Source organism: Desemzia sp. FAM 23990, from assembly GCF_045528485.1.
Classification (GTDB): Bacteria; Bacillota; Bacilli; order Lactobacillales; family Carnobacteriaceae; genus Desemzia.
On sequence record NZ_JBGQQW010000027.1, the window covers coordinates 12,174 to 33,491 of the forward strand.

The 21,318-nt window shown below is 40.6% G+C and carries 19 protein-coding genes; 1 reads left to right on the forward strand and 18 read right to left on the reverse strand.

Features of this window, described 5'->3' with window-relative positions:
- Positions 1–138: 138 nt before the first annotated feature.
- Both ACEN4I_RS10735 and ACEN4I_RS10740 read right to left on the reverse strand, forming a co-directional pair.
- Complete coding sequence (locus ACEN4I_RS10735) at positions 139–816, reverse strand: uracil-DNA glycosylase (protein WP_407102954.1); 678 nt, start codon at positions 814–816, stop codon at positions 139–141.
- A gap of 135 nt (positions 817–951) precedes the next feature.
- A complete protein-coding gene (locus tag ACEN4I_RS10740; protein WP_407102953.1) occupies positions 952–2,130 on the reverse strand; it encodes a NupC/NupG family nucleoside CNT transporter in 1,179 nt (392 codons plus the stop codon).
- Positions 2,131–2,404: 274 nt separating this feature from the next.
- Here ACEN4I_RS10740 and ACEN4I_RS10745 point away from each other — a divergent pair, with 274 nt between their 5' ends.
- The gene (locus ACEN4I_RS10745) at positions 2,405–2,626 is read left to right on the forward strand and encodes a hypothetical protein (RefSeq protein WP_407102952.1); all 222 of its coding nucleotides are present in this window, start codon (positions 2,405–2,407) and stop codon (positions 2,624–2,626) included.
- Between the two features lie 85 nt (positions 2,627–2,711).
- Here ACEN4I_RS10745 and ACEN4I_RS10750 read toward each other — a convergent pair whose 3' ends face one another.
- The 16 genes from ACEN4I_RS10750 to ACEN4I_RS10825 all read right to left on the reverse strand — a co-directional run bounded on the left by ACEN4I_RS10750 (position 2,712) and on the right by ACEN4I_RS10825 (position 21,255).
- On the reverse strand, positions 2,712–4,640 hold the full coding sequence (locus ACEN4I_RS10750; RefSeq protein WP_407102951.1) for a carbohydrate-binding domain-containing protein: 1,929 nt from the start codon (positions 4,638–4,640) through the stop codon (positions 2,712–2,714).
- Positions 4,640–5,323, reverse strand: a complete 684-nt coding sequence (locus tag ACEN4I_RS10755) for a DUF4956 domain-containing protein (protein WP_407102950.1) — start codon at positions 5,321–5,323, stop codon at positions 4,640–4,642. Before ACEN4I_RS10755 ends, ACEN4I_RS10750 begins: the two co-directional genes overlap by 1 nt.
- Positions 5,316–6,044, reverse strand: coding sequence for a polyphosphate polymerase domain-containing protein (locus ACEN4I_RS10760; RefSeq protein WP_407102949.1), 729 nt, complete (start codon positions 6,042–6,044; stop codon positions 5,316–5,318). Before ACEN4I_RS10760 ends, ACEN4I_RS10755 begins: the two co-directional genes overlap by 8 nt.
- A 178-nt stretch (positions 6,045–6,222) precedes the next feature.
- Positions 6,223–7,461 carry a sensor histidine kinase gene (locus ACEN4I_RS10765; protein WP_407102948.1) on the reverse strand — a complete coding sequence of 413 codons (1,239 nt, stop codon included), beginning with the start codon at positions 7,459–7,461 and terminating at the stop codon, positions 6,223–6,225.
- Positions 7,458–8,132, reverse strand: a complete 675-nt coding sequence (locus tag ACEN4I_RS10770; RefSeq protein ID WP_407102947.1) for a response regulator transcription factor — start codon at positions 8,130–8,132, stop codon at positions 7,458–7,460. Before ACEN4I_RS10770 ends, ACEN4I_RS10765 begins: the two co-directional genes overlap by 4 nt.
- A 205-nt stretch (positions 8,133–8,337) precedes the next feature.
- Positions 8,338–8,778 carry a VOC family protein gene (locus ACEN4I_RS10775; RefSeq protein ID WP_407102946.1) on the reverse strand — a complete coding sequence of 147 codons (441 nt, stop codon included), beginning with the start codon at positions 8,776–8,778 and terminating at the stop codon, positions 8,338–8,340.
- A complete protein-coding gene (locus ACEN4I_RS10780) occupies positions 8,775–9,530 on the reverse strand; it encodes an NAD-dependent protein deacylase (protein WP_407102945.1) in 756 nt (251 codons plus the stop codon). The genes ACEN4I_RS10775 and ACEN4I_RS10780 overlap by 4 nt, the downstream gene beginning before the upstream one ends.
- 534 nt (positions 9,531–10,064) lie before the next feature.
- Positions 10,065–12,011 (reverse strand): polysaccharide biosynthesis protein, encoded by a 1,947-nt coding sequence (locus ACEN4I_RS10785; protein WP_407102944.1) that lies wholly within the window; start codon positions 12,009–12,011, stop codon positions 10,065–10,067.
- Between the two features lie 47 nt (positions 12,012–12,058).
- Entirely contained in the window at positions 12,059–12,799 is a 741-nt protein-coding gene (locus tag ACEN4I_RS10790) for a CpsD/CapB family tyrosine-protein kinase (RefSeq protein ID WP_407102943.1), read from the reverse strand.
- Positions 12,789–13,556 (reverse strand): YveK family protein, encoded by a 768-nt coding sequence (locus tag ACEN4I_RS10795; RefSeq protein ID WP_407102942.1) that lies wholly within the window; start codon positions 13,554–13,556, stop codon positions 12,789–12,791. The genes ACEN4I_RS10790 and ACEN4I_RS10795 overlap by 11 nt, the downstream gene beginning before the upstream one ends.
- Positions 13,549–15,051, reverse strand: a complete 1,503-nt coding sequence (locus ACEN4I_RS10800; RefSeq protein ID WP_407127744.1) for a lipopolysaccharide biosynthesis protein — start codon at positions 15,049–15,051, stop codon at positions 13,549–13,551. Before ACEN4I_RS10800 ends, ACEN4I_RS10795 begins: the two co-directional genes overlap by 8 nt.
- A 16-nt stretch (positions 15,052–15,067) precedes the next feature.
- On the reverse strand, positions 15,068–16,450 hold the full coding sequence (locus ACEN4I_RS10805) for a hypothetical protein (RefSeq protein ID WP_407102940.1): 1,383 nt from the start codon (positions 16,448–16,450) through the stop codon (positions 15,068–15,070).
- A 32-nt stretch (positions 16,451–16,482) separates the two neighbouring features.
- On the reverse strand, positions 16,483–17,679 hold the full coding sequence (locus ACEN4I_RS10810; protein ID WP_407102939.1) for a glycosyltransferase: 1,197 nt from the start codon (positions 17,677–17,679) through the stop codon (positions 16,483–16,485).
- A gap of 67 nt (positions 17,680–17,746) precedes the next feature.
- Positions 17,747–18,778 carry a glycosyltransferase family 2 protein gene (locus ACEN4I_RS10815; protein ID WP_407102938.1) on the reverse strand — a complete coding sequence of 344 codons (1,032 nt, stop codon included), beginning with the start codon at positions 18,776–18,778 and terminating at the stop codon, positions 17,747–17,749.
- Between the two features lie 11 nt (positions 18,779–18,789).
- Complete coding sequence (locus ACEN4I_RS10820; RefSeq protein WP_407096551.1) at positions 18,790–20,013, reverse strand: glycosyltransferase family 4 protein; 1,224 nt, start codon at positions 20,011–20,013, stop codon at positions 18,790–18,792.
- 42 nt (positions 20,014–20,055) lie between these two features.
- A complete protein-coding gene (locus ACEN4I_RS10825) occupies positions 20,056–21,255 on the reverse strand; it encodes a DegT/DnrJ/EryC1/StrS family aminotransferase (protein ID WP_407102937.1) in 1,200 nt (399 codons plus the stop codon).
- Positions 21,256–21,318 lie beyond the last annotated feature (63 nt).

The window sequence follows — 21,318 nt, forward strand, 5'->3', positions numbered from 1 at the left end:
ATACTCGCTTTTATATGTGAGTTTTTTTAGAAACATTCAAGTCATTTAAAGAAAGCATTCAAAAATACTGCATATAAAAAGAGATTTCTTATCAGAGCTATGCCACCCACAAAGAAATCTTTTTTCATATTTAACTAGTTATTTGTTTTCATGCCTGTCCATGTTTTCCAACCATTTTTTCACTGCATGCATGTCTTCATGAATCTTTGACTCTAACTGTCGATTGTAAAAGATACTGGCAGGATGGTAGGTACATAAAACTGGATACTTTTTGTCAGTCCACTGATAAGCAGTATCTTCAAGATCTGCTAAATATTGAACCGATGTCATCAGCACTTTTCCGTGAAGATCTTTTACTGCAGCTTGTTTTCCAAGCACTCGCTCAATGGCGGATGTTCCCAGCAAAATAATCAACGGTGCATCGATATGACTGATTTCATAGTCAGTCAACGGCGCGTGTGCCAATACTTCTTTACGATTTGGTTTGCGATTGTACCGCTTTAGTTCTTCCAAACCAGTACGTTTATTGAGTTTTAAGCGGTCTTTGAATGGTCGACTATGAAAAACACTGGTAATATACGTATTTTCTCTGGATAAACCAGCTGTCTCCAAAGATCTCATTAATTCGATTCCAGCTCGTCCTGCAAATGGCGTATCTTCAACTGCCGTTACTTCAACTGCACCTGGAGCTTCTCCAATCAATAATGCTTTAGGGTGTTCTGGGCCTTCCCCGCGGATAAATCCTTCTACAGGAAATCCTGCAGCTCGTTGCTGTGCTAAATTTAATAACTCAGTCGGCAAAATTGTTTTCAACATCTGATCACCTTCCTTACTTCACTTTCAGATTAGCACATTTCCACCTCAAAAAACATTGTTGCAGTCTGACAGAACCCAAAAAAGAGGCTAAGACATTTTTTGTCTTAACCTCTTTCGAAATCTCAGCTGATATTATTATAAAAACAATCCGATAAACATTGCCGATAATACCGGTACGATAAAGCCACCCAGCATTCCTCTAAATGCTAAATTGGAAAGATCATTTTTTCGATTTGGGGCAAATACAGTCAATCCTGTTACACAAATCGCAATACTAGAAAAAGCTCCAAAGCTTCCGACAGCAATGGATAACATCGCTACAGCTCTGTCCGACAATTCTCCCATCATCGGTGCTAAATCTGCGTATGCCACGAATTCATTGATTGACAGCTTAGTTCCTAACACTTGTCCAGCGATTCTTGATTCAGCACCATTTAATCCCATTAACCAGCCTAATGGCATGAAAATATAACCTAGTAATTGCGTAAAACTTGTTCCGACTAATCCCAAGATACTATTCAATAAAGCTACGATTGAAATACCAGCAATCAAACTGGCACCGATTCCAAGCACCATTTGTAAGCCATTGTTGATTCCTTCTGCCATGGCAGAAAAGACAGACGTGTTATCGCCTTTGCGGTCCAACGTTACCTCAGATACCTGACTGATTTCTGTTTCAGGCGTCAACATTTTAGCCACCAACAGCGATCCAAATGGAACCATAGCTGTCGTAACTAAAAGCCATTCCATCGGGATTCCCAGCAAATTATACCCAACTAAAATAGAGGCTGACATAGAACCCATGCCCGATACTAATACCGTCATCAATTCCGACTTGGTCATTTTAGGCAAGTATTTAGCGACTAAAAATGGCGATTCTGTTTGTCCCAACAGCATATTGGCTACCGCTACAAAAGATTCAGCTTTTTCGGTACCTGTTAATTTCCCTACTGCTCCGCCGATGATTTTTACGACCCAACCAACTACTCCTAAATAACCTAGAATACCTGTTAAGCCGGATAAGAAAATAATGACACCCAAAACATCAATAAAGAAATAGCCATTTCCAAATAAATCACCAAAAACAAATGACAATCCTTCGTTGGCAAAACTGAATAATTTCGTTACTCCCGCTGCCAGTTGTTTGATTAACCAGCTTCCTATAGGGACTTTAATTAAAAATAAGGCCAATACCAATTGGGCTGCTAGGGAAATACCCACTGTTTTTTTATTGATGGCTTTCTTATTATCCGATAATAAATATAAAACTCCCAACATGACAATAATACCTATTAAGGTTACTAATCTACTCATTGTTCTTGTACTCCATTTCTCTTCACAGTTCTTTTGATTGTGCATTTATTCTAGTTAATCAGTGTCCCAACGCCTTTGCCTCCAATTTGACCTTTTTACTTTATTTAGAAATAATCACAACTTCCCATACTACCATATTTTAAACAACTCTATCAAATCAATTTTAGTTCTGATTGCGTTCTCGGTATATTTATTTTTTCTAGGCTAAAATAATGCATATTCGAAAAAAATATTTTATAATAAGAAAAATATTATGTATAAGGAGGATCTTAATTTGTTAGGTTTGGTTGATGAACTCCAAGCAAACTATGAAGCGATCACTCGCTCAGAGAAATTAAGTGAGGACCGAAAGATCCATTTACTTAGCAACATACTGACAGATATCGAACACATTTTTTGGGAAATGGAAGATGACGAGTACTCTCTTTATGAAAACCAGGAAAAAGCTAAAACTCTACTGGACAATATTAAAAGAAGTATGGGAATCGACATTTAAAAAGAGCTTGCAGAATAATTCTGCAAGCTCTTATTTTATTCCTTCTAGTGACTAATGACTCAAGAAGTCTTTCTCGCTAGAAAAGCTACTCTTCTGATTCACTCTCACCTGGTCGTTGCATACCGCCAATATCGTCAGTAGGAGGTTGTCCCATACCACCGCCACCGTTTCCGCCAGGTTGCTGCATGCCGCCACCCATTTGACCAGTAGTTGTTCCTGTTGTAGTAGAAATGGATTCTACTGTTATTTCAGAAGTTTCATCAGCAACGCTCACTGTATAGGTTTCACCTACCGTTAAGTCAGCTGAACTGAATTGGATAGAGGTAAAGCTTTTGTTTGCTGTCCAGCTCAACACAACATTTCCTTCTGCATCACTGATTTTTATTTCACTACCTGCTTCATATGTGGTATCAAATCCATATAGTACACTCGCTTGAGTAGAATCTTCTGAGAAAGTTACTGCCATTCCAGAACTTCCTGAACCCATTAAAGTTCCGCCAGTAATCACGGTCTCCCCATTTGAGTCGATCGTTCCATTTCCATCATTTTCCGGACCGCTGACTGTCACGCTGCCTCCTGAAATTTCAAGTGTTCCGTTTGAATCTAATCCATCTCCACTGCTATCTACAGAAATCGTCCCTCCAGAAATAGTTAAGTCGTTCTCACTGTTGCTAGAAAACGGATCTTCACCAACGCCTGTATTGCTTGTAGTAGTCGTGCCGCTTGATGCGTTCATTCCATCATCACTTGCAAGGACAGAAATGTCCCCAGCACTGATTGTAATGGTTTTGCCCTCAATACCTTCGTAACTTTCTGAAATGGCAACATTTGCACCATTTAACACTAAGTCGCCTCCAGCATGCACTCCATCGTCTCCAGAAGCTAACGTCAACGTTCCACCTGCAAGCGTTAAATTGCCGTCACTGTGGATTGTATCATCAGCTGCATTGATTGTGATCGTTCCGGTATTTACGATCAACTCACCTGCTGTTTTCAGCCCTTTCGTACTGACCGAATCCGTAGCATCAGCATCTGCACTGTCTTCTTGCTCCTCTTCCATTTGCATAAAGAATGCTTCGCCTTCAGAAGTTTTAGCTACAGCGTTCTCACTGCCGCCACCTGCTGTAATGTCAAATGTACCTCCGTCAATTTGCAATAACGTTTCCGCTTGTATAGCATCTTGTTGAGTCTCGATGGTGAAACTTCCATCAGCAATATAAACAAATCCTCTGCCAACTTCTTCTGCGTTATCGGACTGAATCGCATCAGCTCCAGTGGTTAAAGAGAACGTACCGTCTTTTATTTTGACTGCATCTTTTCCGGACAAGCCTTGACCTGTCGCAGTAATCGTGTAAGTACCGCCAGTAACGATTAAATCATCTTTTGAAACAATCCCGTGATTGGTATTTCCATTTATTGTCAAATTCCCTGAACCGTTCAGCGTTAAATCTGATTTACTAAAGATGGTTCCATCAATATTTGAGGCATCCTCCCCGGTACCAATAGTCGCTGTACTGCCCTCTTTGTCTGTCAGGGTATTCTCGGAACCTTCTGCTAATGTCACAAATACTTTTTCGGCTTCTTCAATCAAAACAGGCGCTGTTGTAGTAGAAGTAATATCCACTCCATTGAAGATCAAATGAACTTCTTCTGTATCAGGAGCGGTAACTTTTATTTGCCCATCAGATAAACTTCCGCTGACCAGATAAGAGCCTCCTGTCGTAATAGTAACTACATTCCCTTCTACTGTTGCGCCTTCATTGCTGCTGGTACTTTGATCATCAGCCAATTCAATAGTGGTTACATCTGATTCATCATAACCAACTTCAAGATCGTCTGAACTAAAATTTATCTCGTAATCAGCGGAGCTTTGTGATGTTCCTGTAGTTGCTGTAGTTGCCGTTGCTTCAGTAGATTCAATAGATTGTGTATCAGAAGCCGTTGCTTGACATCCTGCCAGCACCCCAGTAAACAGTAGAGCGGTTGCCAAAATAGTGCTGAGTTTATTCTTCATTACAATTCTTCCCTTCCTGTAACTGAACGACCGCAAACAATTTCCAAGTTTCCATTTTTGCAACGTAATTCATCGATCAGTTCTTTTTCTAACGAAGCATCTTTCAATTCAATCATGTATTCTAAACGAAACAGACTGCCCATATTGGTTGTTTTCACATTCATCATTTCATGAGTAGAGAGGTATTTTTCAAAAATTTCTTCAAAAATCGTTGTGTAATCTACGTTCTCTGGTAAAGTCACTCTCAACCAGCGGGCATTTTCATTCATTTCGCCAAAGCTGGATGAATTCAGCCCGATCATAACGGCACAAATGATGATCGCAAACACGACTGATATACCAATGTAACCCATTCCAGTAGCCAGACCTATGGCCATCGCCAAGAAAATACTGGCGATTTCTTTTGCTGAACCGGGTACTGACCGGAACCGTACCAAGCTGAAAGCTCCCATAACCGCGACCCCAGCTCCGACATTTCCATTGACCAGCATAATCACCATTTCAACAATGGCCGGCAAGAGGAATAACGTAACGACAAAACCTTTTGAATAGTGATTGCGGAACATATAGGTCCAAGCAACTAACCCGCCTAAAATCAAACTGGTGACTGTACAGATCAGAAAACTGGAGATAGAAAAAGTTGTAGCACTCTCGATATATAAGCTGTTAAATAATTCATTCATTGATGACAAACCCTTCTTGATTGTTTTTTAGATAATCTTGGTACCCATTGGCATATTTAGAAAATTTAGCAGGATAAATCTGCATCTCAGATAATAGACGCGCGAGCCAAATGGGCATAGCTCCGCAAATTTTGATTTCCATTAACAAGGAACCGTCCGGTAAAATCGGCTGTCCATAAGACCCCTCTGCTAACGATAAGTGAGTCGTCCGATACAAGATCTCTTGATCAAAGGTTATCCGGATACTGTCATCCAGTTTTCCGGTATAAGCCATCCTCTCATAAGAAATATACATCGCTGGTTTTAGATCCGGATAAACCGCTAAAATAGATTCAAATTCATGCATCATTTGTTTATTGGCAACAGGAGCTGTTATTTCGTGATGCCCTAGAAACCGTTCAGCATTTTTTAAATGCATGTCCGTTCTGCGTTTGTACACCACCCCTTTAAATTTTTTCTTGATTTCAACATATACTGGATCTGTTTTACTTGGAATACCATAACTTCGCAAACGAACTTTCTCTTTATAGATGGGTTTGCTCATGGATTGACGAATCAAATACCATTTCTCTGTATCGTAGTAAACATTTGTGATCAAGTGTTTCCCATATTCATCTAATTGCATATAGGGTTGAATAGCTTCAAGAAAGTCATTCCACTGCTCGTACGTAATTAAGTACTTGGTTTCCTTTCTTTCAAAAGTACTTTGATAATGACTCATGATTGATTCCTCCTTTGTTCGATAGATATACTATAATTCCTCAACCTTAATTGAAACTTAAGACACCTTTTTTTGTTCCGACAATAAATAAAGCCTGTAAGAAACTCTTCACTGAGAGCTTCTTACAGGCTTTATTGTTTAATGTATCAGGACCAGTATTTTCCCAGCCCTTACTTATCTATTTAGTTGGCAAAATCACTTCAAAAGAAATCGTATGATCTTTCAGAGGAACTGCTTTGATTTGACCATGATGATTTTCCACGATCGTGGCCGCTAATGACAAGCCTATTCCATAACCGCCTTCACTATGTTTTCGGGCCTGATCTTCCCGATAAAAACGATCAAACAATTGGTCAAATCGTTTCGGCATTTCATTGACGGTATTAGTGATCTGAAGTTTTATTTTATTTCCTGCTTGATGGTCTAAACGGACGTTAATGGTCCCAGGTTGCTGGACATACTTATTGGCGTTATCCATCAATAATGAGCATAATTTATTCATTGCTTCAGCATCCGCTTGGATCATCACATTTGGTTGAATAGTCAGCGATACCTCAACTTTTTTCTGCTTTCCGATGCGAATATAAGGTTCAGCTGTTTCCAGTACGATTTGCGAGAGATCAACTGATTCGATATTCGGTTGATACCCTTCTTCTTCCATCTGCGTCAGCTGAAGCATACTCTCCATCAACCCATTTAAACGCTGGATTTGTTTGTGTGTACTTGCTGTCCATTCGCTGTTTCCATTCAGCATTTCCTGAACGTCATTATTAGCCGAAATAATAGCCAATGGCGTTTTGATCTCGTGACCGGCATCCGTGATAAACTGCTTTTGACGGTCGATAGTCTGCTGAACAGGTTTAACGATTTTTTTAGAAAAATAGAATACCAGTACGAAAATAAACAGCAAACTAACCATTCCAATCAATATGGAGTTGCGTAAAAAGGATCTCACCAGCTGCAGATCTCGCTGACTGTCCACAAACACCAGCATCAAGGTGCCGTCCGCTTGCTCCACTACCTGATAACGAAAATCGCCTACATAACCTTTCTCTTTACCAGAAGCTAAGACGTCTTCCGCATAAGACTGACCCGTTGGGGAATCGATCGATCGGATACGAGTGGTATCAATTTGGAGAACTTGTTGTTCAGCATTCGCCAGTGCTATAAAATAACGAGTCTCAAAAGGCGTTTCAGCTGATATTCCTTGATCAGGAGGGGCTCCCATTCCACTATCTGGTATCGTTTCTTCTGGAAAATCTCCTCCATTATTTATCAGGATCGATACTATTTCATCTGTTCGTTCCACAGTATGGAGATAATTGGTCGTGTTCAAAACGATCAATACCACAGACATGACCAAAAAAACGACTGCCATCGTGACTAGAATAAATTTTCTTCTTAGTTTCTCGATCATTCAGCAACCTCCAGGGAATATCCCACTCCGCGAGTAGCAACAATTTTGACGTGGACTTCCAGCTGCGCCAATTTTTTTCTTACATTGCTCAAATGAACCCAGATGCTATTCATTTCGATTTCGGAGTCTAACCCCCAAATCCGCTCGATCATCTGCTCGGCTGAAAAAAGCTGGGTTGGATTTTCAATCAATAATTGCAAGATTTGAAATTCTTTGTTCGATAACTTCAATTCTTCTTTGCCATTGCTGATTCGAATCGTCTCACAATTCAACTGCAGATCTTCGAACGTCAGTATTTTAGCTTGCAAAATCGTTTTACGCCGAGTCATTGCTCGAACACGTGCCAGCAATTCTCCCATTGCAAATGGTTTCGTCAAGTAATCATCTGCTCCCAGATCCAACCCCTCAATTCGATCCTCAATGGCTGATTTGGCCGTCAACAATAAAATAGGCGTTTGGTGGCCTTCGTTTCGCAATTTATCTAACACTTCCAGCCCAGACAGCTTCGGCATCATAATATCCAAAATAATACCCTCATAATCGGCTAATGAAGCATACTCGTAAGCTTCTTCCCCATCATGGACACTATCTACTGCATATCCTTGATTTTCTAGAATGACTTGAATGGCACGAGCCAATTCTTGTTCATCTTCTGCTAACAGTAATCTCATGTACAAAACTCCTCAATCACATCTTTTGATTAGCATATTCTACCATACTAAAATGTGCAAGAGGATTGTTGAAAGAAAAATATCGATGGGCTCTCTTATTAAATAGGTAGGGTCCTATTCTCAGAAGGCTCTTATCCGACGAATAGCAGCCCTCTCGAGCAGTAAAAAACATATAAAGAAGTTATCCATTCTTCTACTACAATTTCTATTTGATGATCAGCATATCATTGTCATCAAATTCCCAATCTTCTCCGTAGGCCACTTCCCAGTAGATGCCATCAGGATCTTGAAAATAACCGCTGTATCCACCCCAAAAAACGACTTCCGGCTTTTTAACGATCAACGCTCCCGCTTTTTCTGCCAGAGCAAAGATCTCGTCCACTTCTTCTTTTGATTTCCCATTATACGCAAGTGAAATTCCATTGAATCCTTCTACAGGACTCATCGGCTGAGGAGACTGGATATCTTTGATTAATTCTTCCAAAGGGAATAACGAAATTTTAGTCCCGTCATTATTGATAAAAACCACATCAGGCGATGCTTCCGTTCCAATAACTTTCACATCAAATCCCAATCCATCACGGTAAAAACGAAGTGACTTCACAATATCTCTTACACCTAACGTAATCAAATTCAATCGATTCATGTATTTTCCTCCTGAGTTAGCATATTCCACACTTTCTGTAAAAATTGGCCGCTTTTTTCTTTCACTACTACATCAAATCGATTCATTCGATCTACATCCGTTTGATTGATCAGTATAGAATGATCTCCCCGAAAATCATCAATCAAATAAGCCGCGGGCATGACATTCAGACTTGTCCCGATAACCATTAATAAGTCAGCTTCTTGAATAGCTTTTATGGCACCGCTAAGCACTTGCTGATCCAGTTGATCTCCATATAACACAATATCAGGTCTCACTACATTACCTTTACTTTCTACTGCTATCCCTTTTTCATCCCAACGTACCTCTTCTTTTGCGACGGATTTATGGGTATTGACAGATTTCCATTTGGTCGCATTGCCATGTAATGAGAACACTGTTGAACTCCCAACAGCTTCATGCAAATTGTCGATATTTTGCGTTACTATCGTCACTTGCTTCCCTTTTGCTTCCAGCAATTGAAAAAATTGATGCCCAAAGTTGGGTTCAGCATCTGGAAAATCTAACGTATTACGGTAGTTTTCAAAAAACAGTTCCGGATATTGTTCAAAAAAAGGCACACTTAGCGCTTCTTCACCAGTATAGTGTGTGCCAGATAACCGATCAAAAAAACCGCCTGCTGAACGAAAATCCGGCACTCCACTTTCTGTACTGATTCCCGCTCCCGTGAAAGCCACAATTCGTTTTGAATCTTGAATCATTTGCGCTGCTTTGTTTACTTGCTCGCTCAATTTACCATCCTTTCAGATTCTCAAAACCACTTATTTTTATCCTCTTTTTTAGTTACAAAAACTGCCAAATTATCTAAGGTCAAGTTCCATCCATCTTCATGGTCCTGTTGAGATATCTTATTTTCTTCTGTTTCTCCGGCTTAAGCATACTCCGGATCTAAATAAGTTAATGTAAGCCGAAATTTCCTCCCTCCCCATGGTTCAAAAAGATCTAGGTGACCACTCATGCCAGCAGGAGGGGGCCCCACCTTTTTTCCTTCCGTTCAACTTCAGCTCTTATTTTTATTTCATTATATCGAAAAAAGCAGCTAAAATAACTTAAAACCCCTTGTACTTTCTATAAGGATTCTACAACATTTGACGCTGGCGTTCCTATAGTTTTCCCTAAGCAACCCACAGGCCGGAGAAAATTTCTTACCATCGCTAGAATATAAAGAGCCTCTATTAGCTGCTTTTACGTCCTGCTATAGTTATAGAAAAAGCGAACCGCAGATGATGCTTAAAGTCTCCGGTCCGCTGATGGTGCATTTCTAATTAAGCTAACTGTTTCTCTCTGACAATACCTTCTATTTCAGGCTGTTTTTCTTCTTTAGGCATTTGTTGTTGATGAAGCCTTGCATAGGTAATCAGATCATCACGCAACGTTTTTTCATTTTCGCCTTCTATCATTTGTAAAAACGCTACGATATCTGTTAGTGGTTTCTGAACTGCTTTTCCGACAAAAATTTTGTCAAACACTTTTTCTCCAGTATTCTCACTGGCGATTAACAGTTCTTCATACAATTTTTCGCCTGGTCTGATTCCCGTTTCGACCACTTCGATCTCGTTGTCTGTATAGCCGCTGATCTGCACCATTTTTCTGGCTAAATCAACGATTCTGACAGGTTTACCCATATCCAGCACGAAAATTTCACCGCCTTTTGCCAATGCGCCTGCTTGGATGACCAAACGACTAGCTTCCGGAATCGTCATAAAGTAACGGGTCATTCGAAAGTCTGTCACAGTAACAGGCCCTCCCGCTTTGATTTGTTCCCTAAACAATGGTACTACGCTTCCTCTGCTTCCTAATACATTTCCAAAACGGACAGCTGCGAAATTCGTACCGCCCGGCTCATTCAAACTTGTCACGATCATCTCTGCCAAGCGTTTAGTAGCCCCCATAACGTTTGGAGGATTAACGGCTTTATCCGTTGACACCATAACAAAAGTTCCTACACCAGCTGCTTTTGAGGCTTCAGCAATATTCTTTGTCCCATAAACATTATTTTTAACGGCCTCAGCAGTATTCAGTTCCATCATAGGAACGTGTTTATGTGCCGCCGCATGATACACAATATCCGGTTTGTACAGCTTCATCACTTCAAACATTCTGGCACGATCTTTAACATCTGCAATCACGGGAATAATCTCAATTTTCCCACCATATCGTTTGTTCAACTCGCGATGGATTTGATAAATAGAATTTTCTCCATGACCTAAGAGGATCAATTTCTGAGGTGAAAATGAAGCTAAAATCCGACAGATTTCAGAACCGATTGAACCGCCGGCTCCACTGATCAATAAGGTTTTTCCGCTTAATTCTCTAGCTAATTGTTTCGTATCTAACGTAACTTCATCTCTTCCTAATAAATCAACTACATCTACTTCACGAAAACGCTGGACAGATAGTTTGCCGCTCACTACATCTTCAATCGAAGGCATCAGATTGACTGTCGCTTGACTTTGGTTGCACAATTCAAGGATTCTCTCCAGATCCTCAGGCACTAACGAGGGAATAGCAATAGTGATTTGTTCGATCTCTTGAACAGCTACCAAATAAGGAATGTCTGCAGTCCCACCTAAAATAGGAACCCCGAATACACGCATGTGGTGTTTAGCCGCATCATCATCCACGATTCCGATCAACTGGATCTCAGGTAAATGTTTCTGGCTGTTTTTGATAAATAAGCTGCCGCCGTCCCCAGCTCCTACCACTAAAGTCCGTATTTTTCTGACGGGAACTTGGCGTTTCTTCTTAAAACCGTCCATTTCACTCTTAGCTTTAACAAAAACAAACTTGCCGCCTGTCACTAGAAGCGACAAGAAATAAACCAGCAGAATAAATTGGACACGTGCACCGCTCGTTAAAAATAAAGATAGAGTAGCAGAGATCGCGATAGAAAGAGTAAAACCTCCCATCACTTTGATCATTTCTTTAATATCCGTATACCGATAAATCATCGCACAGGAATCCGTCCAAAGTGAAAATACACTGTAACTGATCCAAATAGTGGTTAAGAAGAAAAAGGCAAATGGAAGTGGGATAAAAAGCAGGTTTTCTAAAAAGATGTAGGCAACCGTCCAAGAAAGAAAGAGCAACAGGTGGTCTAACCCTAAGTCTATCCATTTTCTTGCGATGGGGTAACGTAAAAATGCGGGTTTATAAAAAACCGTTCGAATATCTTTTTGCGGCATATCTTTTACTGGCCATTCTCTCTTCATATCTATACTCCTCCATTCGTCTTTTGCTGAATCATATGGGGACGATATCAATTTTCAGTTTGACTATAATAAGTACCAGACATTTTTTTATTTCGCGGCTTGTCATTAAAGACCGCTCCAATGACATTCGCATGAACACGCTGCAGCATTTCTTTTGCTTGCAAGACTTCATTTAGATGAGCTGAATCATGCCGGATCACAAAGATGGTTCCGTCAACTTTGCTCGCCATGATTTGAGCATCTGTAACAGGCAGAATAGGCGGTAAATCAAAGATAATCAAGTCATAATGTTCCTTAAAGTACTGCATCAAGATATTCATTTGCTTAGAAGCCAACAACTCAGATGGGTTCGGCGGCTGAATGCCGCTGGTCATTAGAAACAAGCGCTGGTGTTCTAAGGGATAAATGACAGAAGCTGGATTGGGCCTTTCATCCGTTAAAATAGTGGACAACCCTTTTTGATTGGAAACTTGAAAAATACTGTGTAACGAAGGTCTACGCATGTCTGCATCAACCAACAAAACTTTTTTTCCTTGAGAGGCAAAGAGAACAGCGACATTGATAGCAGTTGTCGTTTTTCCTTCATTCGGCCCACTCGATGTAAATTGGAGCGTTTTCAGCTTTTTATCTACCATTGAAAACTGAATATTGGTGCGCAATGTTCGATATTCTTCAGCGATAAAGGATTGTGGTCTCGTCATCGTTACGATCTCATAAGCTGTATTCCTTGGTTCTGTTTTCTTTTTATTGAACAAGTTATTGAGCACTTGGGGAAAGTTATCGAACATGGCTGGGCTCCTTTTCTGCTCGCTCATTTTCTTCTATCTGAGCGTTATTGACCGACTTTTTTTCTTCTTCTGCTCGTAGAACAAAGGCTTTGGGCATTTCAGAGATTGTTCCCAGCTGAATCCAACCCAGCTTTTCTGTAATCACTTTTTCATCATGGATCTTCGTATCCAGCATAACTTTCATCAAGCTGATACTGATTCCAACGATCAGACCGATCATTGTCCCGATCAATACATTAAAATTCGTACGAGGCGATATCGGTGTGGAGTTGATCTTAGCCGCAGATAAGATCGCTACGTTTTCAACATGTAAGATATTACCCACGTTTTCTTGGAAAGTCGTCGCAATCAAATTAGCTATCTCAGCCGCTCTATCGGGACTGTCATCCACTACTTCAATCTTGAAAATCTGCGAGTCTTCTTGAATAACGATAGACATTTTCTCTATCAATGCTTCTTCTGTCAATGGTTCATCCAGTTCGCTCAACACTTGATCAATCACCACAGAATCTGTTAAAATATCGCGATACGTATTGATGATTTGGATGTTCGATTGGATATCATTCAAGTCCATGTTTCCTTCTTCTGTATTTGGACGATTGACAAGCAGCTGTGTCTTAGCTTGGTACTGGGGGGTGATCAGGTAAACAGTCGTATAATAAGACAACGCAAAGCCTAATATTCCTGTACATAAGATGACCAGCCAATTTTTCTGAACAATTTTAAGCAACTCGATGAAGTCAATTTTTTTACTCATCGTATTCCCTCCCGCTTTTCGTAATCGTTAGTGGTCTTTCTACTTGTTTTCGTCTCCATATCAATTCTTTTGCCGCAGCCAACAAATAATGGATGCTGCTCGTTTTGATCATCAGGGATGCCCCAAAATAGAACGCTGCACCCGTAGTAGCTTGTAAAATCAATGTAGTTAAACTGCCTAGTTGCAAATACCCTAGCGGATAAACAACTATCCCCATTGCAACGGAGAGCAGCAGGTAAGGCAAAATGGTCATCAGTTGTTCCTTTATACCATAGTCCAATAATTTTTTATTCGGTCGAGCATTTAAAATAAACGTTGTGATAGAAATGACCGGCTCGAAAGCAACAATGACATAAATACCAAATGGAATACTAATGAACAGGCAAATTAGACTCAAGACCCTTTTGATAACTTCCAATTTCAAAATCAAGTCGCTTTTTCCAAGAGAAGATATGGCTACAATATTGGTAATGTGCAGAGGATAAAAGGCATAGGCTAAACTGATCAGTTGGATCAATGGAACAGAAGCCAACCATTTATCGGTCAGCAGAGTGGTTACCAGTGCCTTTGAACAAATGATCAATCCCGTCATCAGCGGGAAAATAATCAGGGAACTGACCTGTAATGAGCGCTTCATCATTGATCGGATATGCGGCTTATCCTCTTGACTAGCGGACATAACGGGGAATAAAACAGTGGATAAGGAGTTATTGACATTATTGACGATGATACTGGGGAATTGATTTGCGCGATTGTAATATCCCAGCATAGTGGGACTGATCACCTTTCCAATCACCAATCCGTATGAGTTGGTGTACAAGGTGTCCAGTAAAGTTGATGTCAGCATCTTCCAACCGAAAGAAAGCAGTTTTTTGATGCGTTGAAATGAAAAAATCAGCTTTGGCCGCCAGCTCACTGTAAACCATAATACGAAAGTGTCAATAAAAATGTTGGAGAGCTGCTGCCCAACTAATGCCCAGACACCAAATCCTTCATAGGCTAGATAAACGCCTACGACACCAGAAATGAGTGTGCCGCTCAAGCTGCTGAAAAAGAACTTTTTAAATTGCAGTGTGCGGGAAACAATGGCGTATTGGATCGAGTTTAAGGGGCCGCAAAATAAGGAGAGTGCCAGCACTCGGATAACGGGAACTAACTGGAGTTTGCCATAAAAGCCGGCAATGACAGGGGCTGTCAAAAATAAGCAGATATACAGCAGAACGGTTAAAAAAGAACTGAAATAAAAAGCTGAAGCGTAGTCCAGTTCATCTATTTCTTTAGCTTGGATCAGCGCAGTCGTAAAACCGGTCTGAATAAACACATTAGCCAAAGCGATAAAAATAGCGATCAGAGCGATCAGACCATAATCTTCGGGAAGAAGCAGACGAGCCAACATCAATTGAATGATGAATTGGATAACCTGATCTCCTCCTCTTTCCAAGAGTTTCCAGACCAATCCGGACAATACATTTTTTCTAGTCGCTGTTTCCTTCATTTGCTCATTCACTTCCTTAGTGGTCTGAACGAATCATCGCCAACCGATTATTTTCTTCTATCTGAACAGGTTTTGCCAGACTGTTAATGCCGATCAAGACTAAAAAGAGATGAACGCCGAAGTAATGCATGATGAAGGAATCTAATGCAAAGTTGGCGATCAGCAGCAACAACAGTGTAATGGATGAATAGTGGAAAAAGGATAAAGAGGTCTGCCGCTTCAGATTAAAACGCAAAATGGAGTTCATTTGGAAAAAGAGCTGCAATACAATCAAGATTCCCACTATTCCTAAGTAATACCAAGCAATGAGATACATATTATGTGAAATCTCACCATTCAAGTATTCTCCAGTGACACCATTTCCAAATACCATCAATTTAAAGTCTTCTGTTATTCCGTACAAATAGTGGAGCCAAATTGTGGAACGTCCTGTAGTTAATGAGGAAGCATCTGTTCCTTGACTTAAAAAGCGGAACAGAAAGGCTTCATAAAAGTAATCTTTTGCGTAGATAAACCCCACTGCCAATAAGCCTGTCAACAAGAACAAGACTTTGATCAATTGCTTCAGATCTGTTTTGACTAGTTGCAGCAGAAGAAACGTCAACAGTAATCCCAGACTCAATAAAAACATTTTAGAAAGAGACAAAAGGCCAAAGATGATGAGCAGCAAAGACAGCAAGTAATCAATCAGCTTTGCTTCTCTTGCCAACACCAACATCACCAGACAAGATAAACCGATCAAAATTTGGATCGCATAGTAATTGGGGTCAATGTCGAGTCCTGAAAAACGGCTATACAGTTGTCCTTCTGTATTGACTGTGTATGCAGTAGCGTAGCTTTCGAGATAAGTCCTGATCCTAGGAATGAATGAACCGAGGAACGTTATCACGCTGGAGACCGCCAGTCCCGCAGCATAGGTTCTGGCACAACTCTTGAACGTATCGCGCTTTTCAATGAAGATCACTGCTAAATAAACTGCAGCAAAAGTTGCCAGGAAACTAACCGCCCCTTTTAAAGAAGTCGAAGCATTCAACATCAATGAAAAAAGAATATAACCTACAAAAAGCAGCATACTGATTAAGTAATAAGGCGGAATTTGAATTCGATTCATCAAGATCGTCATCAGCATGATCAGACAATACATCATAGTAATGACCGTAAATAAGGAAGTCTGAGTAAAATGAAACTTGATGGCATACGCCCACGGTGTAAAAAACAACAGCAATTTGATTTTATTCTCTGGCTTTTCCAACAGCATTCCTACCCCTGCTGTTGCTAAAAAAAGAATTAAAAAGAGATTGCTTCCTGAAATCATTTTAAGTAGTACAAACAAGGTGCCAAAAAAACAACTCATACTGCTCGCATTGACGAATGGTGTTTTGCTTGATTCTATTTCCATAAGGACTTCACCTCTTCTGTTCTAACTGCTGACTATCCCTTCTTTTCTAATACGATATCCAGCTGCTCCATAGCCATTTGATTCGTTAGCGGATGTTTTTGAATATAATTTTTAAGTTGCTGAATCTTTGCAGGATCTTCCAACAGCCTTTTCAGCTGTTGGTACAAATCTTCGATATCCATTTTAGTGATGATTCCGTTGCAGCCCGACTCAACTTGCTCTGCAGCTGCTGCATAAGGAGTCGTAACTACTGGAACACCTAAGATCAATGCTTCATTGACGACCATTGGATACCCCTCATATTGTGACGTCAGTACAAATAAATCACTTTGCGCTATTGCAGGGTACGGATTCAACTGTGAACCGCGGTATACGATAAAACGCTCTAGTCCAGCCAATTGAATTTGTTCTTGATTGCTTTTTAAATCTGGCCCTTCCCCAATGATCTCCCAATGAAAGTTCGTTACCTTGTTTTCAATCAACTTTTTCCCAACTTCTAAAATACGATCCAGCCGTTTTTGTTGATTATCGATGCGAGCTACTGTCACTAGTTTTATAAGTGGCGTATCAAGAGGGATCTGCATTGCTGATTTGATAGACTGTGCTTTTTCTAGAATCTCTTCTAAAGGAAAAAAGTTGTAGACCGTTCCAATTTTACCGGCATATTCTGGTAAAAATTGTCTGAATTTCACAGCACAAGCTTCCGAAACACAAATGATCCGATCGAAATTTCCATATACTCGGCGGCAATGATCTACTTCAAAATGCCCTTCAAATGGATCGTTGTGAATCCAAGCGATCTTTTGTCGAGCTTCTACAAAGTCTGCTACGTATTGATTGGTTCCTTGATTGAAGTAGCCATGTGGGATATCTGTAAAATAGGAAATCGCAACATCATAGCCCCCAAACGTTTTTTGACGCTTGAACAAATCAGCATAGAATCTATGAGGATTTTTAATCCGAACTGCCATTGTTAGTCCTAATCGATACCAATAATCGAAACTGTTTTTTTTCTGGGCTAGTTTATGATAAGGCGTAGCCACTAACTGCAATCCCTTAGTACCTTGGTAAAAATTCACTTCTGGAGGCACTTCTGAAGCATAGTCCCCAGTGCCGAATAAGAAAAGATCGATCGTATGTTGTTGCTTGACCAGTTCTTTTAATGTATTGATCAAAGCAATCTGGACACCACCTTGCTGCAAATTTTGTCCAACAAAGAGAATTTTCATCTTACTTTCTCCTTTCCCGACATAAACGCCATCAACATTTATGTTTTTTTATCTTCCATCAGTAGACCTATCTTTTTACGAGCCTTGAAGCAGTCGGCAGTAAAAATCGGGTCGTAAGATAAAATAAGTGTGTGCGTCTTTTTTTTATCAGCTGGTAATAAACTCGTTTGTAGCGATTCATTTTCTCTTCTTCCATGTAAGGGAAACATCCTTGCAGTTCTTGGTGTCCAAATAGTTCCTTCAGCTGCCGAATCGTTGCTCGATAAGAAGCCGGGTTTTCTTCTGAACAAATATTTAATGCCTGCCATAAGCTGATAGAGACCTGCCTTCTGCGCAATTGCTGCTCCAATGATAATTCCTGACTGATTGGCTGGCAATACTGATCAATAGCAACTGTGGCACTGTCAAAATTTTTATTGGGTTGGAATCGACTCGTGACAGATTCAATTTGTTTTCGATAGCCGTATACGTGCTGGTCACTCAAATAGCAACAGCTGGTTGAATGAAGCAGGTACATGACATTGAATAAACCATCTTCATTTAAAGCCACTTCTTCTTGAAACCGAATGTGATGCTGCTTGATCAATGCTCTTTTGTACAAAGCTGCCCCCACCGATCCAAATAAGATGCCGGATAAGGTCCCATCGTCGATCAATTGTGACCTGAGCTCTGTTACAGGATAGATTCCTCCTGGTATTCGGGGTCCGCGATAAACTTTTCGATCATTGTAGAGGTAAAAATAATTGGCAAAAACAACCTCTACTTGTTTTTCTTCGAGTGTTTGAACGAGTATCTCTAACGCCTCTTCAATCAGCGTGTCATCAGCATCCAGAAAAGCAATGTATTCACCTTTTGCCCATGCCAGACCTAGATTTCTAGTTGCCGAGACTCCTTCGTTTTCTTTATTGATCACAGTGACTCGTGAATCCTGTTGCATAAAATGCCGACAAATAACCGCTGAGCTGTCAGAAGATCCATCATCTATTAGCAAAACCTCGATATCTGTCAACGTTTGTGCTAAAACACTTCTAACACAAGAAACTAAAAATGCTTCAGCATTGTAAATCGGAACAATGACACTCACTTTTGGATTGATCATGTTTAACACCCTCATCTTGTCGTTTTCTTTTGTTCTGAGGTCAACGTTGCTGCGGTCAAAGACATGGAGATCGCCGTCTGCAACGTTTCTTGATAAAGAGTTTTCATTTTAAGCGAGATCGTGTTGATGCCGTATTGCTGTACCAGCTCTAAGCTCTGAGCTCCAAATGATTTACGCAGAGCTTTTGATGCATACAGCTCCTTGATTGCTTCAGCAAACTGAGCCGCTTCTTCTTCGACCACAAAACCGTTTTGTCCGTTGCGAACCAAATCTCGGTTTCCACGGCAGTTGCTGACTACTAAGGGCAGACCAGTTGCCATTCCTTCCATGATATTGACGGGCAGTCCTTCTTGTTTGGAAGAAGAAACTACGACATCCGCCATCTGCATCAGTTGGTTCACATCTCCACGGTAGCCTAATAGTTCAACTTGTTCTTCCACCCCAAGTTCACTGATTTGGTGAATATACTGTTCTCTTTTATCTCCTTCTCCGACCAACAGCAGCTTAAGATCTGCTATATCCGGTGCCAGCAACTTTGCAGTTTCAATAAGTACCCGTTGATTTTTCCGGGTGCACAATTCGCCGACATAAATCAGAATAAACGCCTCTTTTGGGAAACCAAGTTTTGTTCTGACCTCTTTTCGAAGTGCATCATTCGTGGGGATAAAACGCATTTGATCGATCCCTACTCCTTCCATCATAGTCAGATAACCGACTTTAAATTTGCGAAGGTGAGCCGCTTCATAGTCTTCTCCATTAATAGTGATCAAGCAGTCGGTATAACGCGCTAACCATTTTTCAACTGGATAGTACAACAGCCAATTTTTTCTAGGAGCCCCATTAAAGAAATGAAAACCATGAGCCGTGTAAATAACTTTTGTGCCGCTTTTCCGAGCTTCTGCAGCAGCCAGTCGAGTCAACACACCTCCTATTGGTGAATGGCAATGGATCAAAGCATAGTGTTCTTGGTCAAAGATTTTTTTGATGTGAAAAAATACTTGCAGGTTGGTTTTTTTCAATGGATTTCGGTCTATTGCAACATCAAAGACCGTTACGCCTTTAGCTTCTAACTCTTTTCTAAACTGTTGGTTCCGGCCTGTTGGCTTTTCACTGTCTTCAGCAAAATTAGCTAGTACGTGGACTTCAAGCCCCATTTCTTGCAGCAAGCGAATGTTGTCGCGATTAAAAGATGAGATCATAGGAGCGATGGATGCCATCACTAAAGCTTTTGACATACTGGATTCCTCCTTTTTCAATGAATGGTTGAGATAAGGAAGTTAGTAATCAGAGAATGCTGGTGTTTTGATGGTTGGTGCGTAGATTGGTTGAGGATTAAAGATTTGATGGAGTGTTTCAATGACACGGTATTGCTCTTCCAGTCTCAAATTGCTTCCTGAGGGAAGACATAAGCCCATAGCAAACAGTAAATCAGATACAGGACTCGTTCGTTCATTATGGCGATAGAACTTAGCTTGTTTGAACAGAGGTTGCAAGTGCAGTGGTTTCCAAAGCAAACGCGTTTCGATGCCCACTTCGTTCATCAGCTGCATCACTTCAAACGGCTTTTGCTGAATGATAAAGGGATCAATCAGCAACGTCGTCAGCCAACGATTAGAAACAGACCCTTCTAGTTCAGGCATGAACCGGATTCCTTCGATGTTGTTCATTTCCTGTGTATAAAGATCGAATACTGCTCTACGGCTGGCTACTCTTTCTTCCAAGACTTGTAATTGAGCAATCCCAATACCTGCTGAAATGTTGCTCATCCGGTAGTTGTAGCCTATTTTTGAATGTTGGTAATAAGGAGCTGAGTCTTTAGCTTGAGTAGCCAAAAATCGAGCTGTTTCGACTAATTCTTTATCGTCCGATACTAGTGCTCCTCCACCAGATGTAGTAATGATTTTATTCCCATTGAAAGAATAAACACCGATTTTACCTAATGTTCCGCTCTTTTTATCTTTATACGTTGAACCTAAGGACTCAGCAGCGTCTTCTATAATCGGAACGCCATATGCATCCGCAACTTCAAGCAAGGCTTCCATATTGGCGCTTTGTCCGTATAGATGGACAACAATGATGGCTTTTGGCAACTGATTCTCCCGCTTAGCTGTTTTTAAAGCTCTAGCTAGGGCAATAGGCGACATATTCCAAGTGTTTGGCTCTGAATCAATGAAAGCCAAGTCGGCTCCTAGATAAAGAACTGGATTGGCACTAGCAATAAAAGTAAACGTAGAGCAAAATACTCTATCCCCTTTTTGGACACCCAAGACAGCTAACGCTAGATGAATAGCAGCAGTTCCTGAGTTGGTCACTGTAGCTGCTTTTGTTCCAGCGTAATGAGCCAAGTCTGTTTCAAATTGATTCACATTCGGTCCAAGCGGGGCGATCCAATTGGTTTGAAAAGCTTCATCAATGTACCTCAATTCGTTTCCCGACATATGCGGGGAAGAGAGTAATATTCTTTTTGGTTGCTCCATAGCGTTCACTCCTGTTTCGTCTATTTTTATTTTTAACCGCTTTTCATCAGAGCGTTAAACAAC

Excerpts from the sequence above, each read along its gene's own strand:
- ACEN4I_RS10735 (WP_407102954.1), bottom strand. The coding sequence starts at position 816 with ATGTTGAAAACAATTTTGCCGACTGAGTTATTAAATTTAGCACAGCAA.
- ACEN4I_RS10765 (WP_407102948.1), bottom strand. The coding sequence starts at position 7,461 with ATGATCGAGAAACTAAGAAGAAAATTTATTCTAGTCACGATGGCAGTC.
- ACEN4I_RS10750 (WP_407102951.1), bottom strand. The coding sequence starts at position 4,640 with ATGAAGAATAAACTCAGCACTATTTTGGCAACCGCTCTACTGTTTACT.
- ACEN4I_RS10760 (WP_407102949.1), bottom strand. The coding sequence starts at position 6,044 with ATGAGTCATTATCAAAGTACTTTTGAAAGAAAGGAAACCAAGTACTTA.
- ACEN4I_RS10800 (WP_407127744.1), bottom strand. The coding sequence starts at position 15,051 with ATGAAGGAAACAGCGACTAGAAAAAATGTATTGTCCGGATTGGTCTGG.
- ACEN4I_RS10805 (WP_407102940.1), bottom strand. The coding sequence starts at position 16,450 with ATGGAAATAGAATCAAGCAAAACACCATTCGTCAATGCGAGCAGTATG.
- ACEN4I_RS10820 (WP_407096551.1), bottom strand. The coding sequence starts at position 20,013 with ATGTCAAAAGCTTTAGTGATGGCATCCATCGCTCCTATGATCTCATCT.
- ACEN4I_RS10815 (WP_407102938.1), bottom strand. The coding sequence starts at position 18,778 with ATGATCAATCCAAAAGTGAGTGTCATTGTTCCGATTTACAATGCTGAA.
- ACEN4I_RS10825 (WP_407102937.1), bottom strand. The coding sequence starts at position 21,255 with ATGGAGCAACCAAAAAGAATATTACTCTCTTCCCCGCATATGTCGGGA.
- ACEN4I_RS10795 (WP_407102942.1), bottom strand. The coding sequence starts at position 13,556 with ATGAGTAAAAAAATTGACTTCATCGAGTTGCTTAAAATTGTTCAGAAA.
- ACEN4I_RS10775 (WP_407102946.1), bottom strand. The coding sequence starts at position 8,778 with ATGAATCGATTGAATTTGATTACGTTAGGTGTAAGAGATATTGTGAAG.
- ACEN4I_RS10740 (WP_407102953.1), bottom strand. The coding sequence starts at position 2,130 with ATGAGTAGATTAGTAACCTTAATAGGTATTATTGTCATGTTGGGAGTT.
- ACEN4I_RS10755 (WP_407102950.1), bottom strand. The coding sequence starts at position 5,323 with ATGAATGAATTATTTAACAGCTTATATATCGAGAGTGCTACAACTTTT.
- ACEN4I_RS10790 (WP_407102943.1), bottom strand. The coding sequence starts at position 12,799 with ATGTTCGATAACTTTCCCCAAGTGCTCAATAACTTGTTCAATAAAAAG.
- ACEN4I_RS10810 (WP_407102939.1), bottom strand. The coding sequence starts at position 17,679 with ATGAAAATTCTCTTTGTTGGACAAAATTTGCAGCAAGGTGGTGTCCAG.
- ACEN4I_RS10770 (WP_407102947.1), bottom strand. The coding sequence starts at position 8,132 with ATGAGATTACTGTTAGCAGAAGATGAACAAGAATTGGCTCGTGCCATT.
- ACEN4I_RS10785 (WP_407102944.1), bottom strand. The coding sequence starts at position 12,011 with ATGAAGAGAGAATGGCCAGTAAAAGATATGCCGCAAAAAGATATTCGA.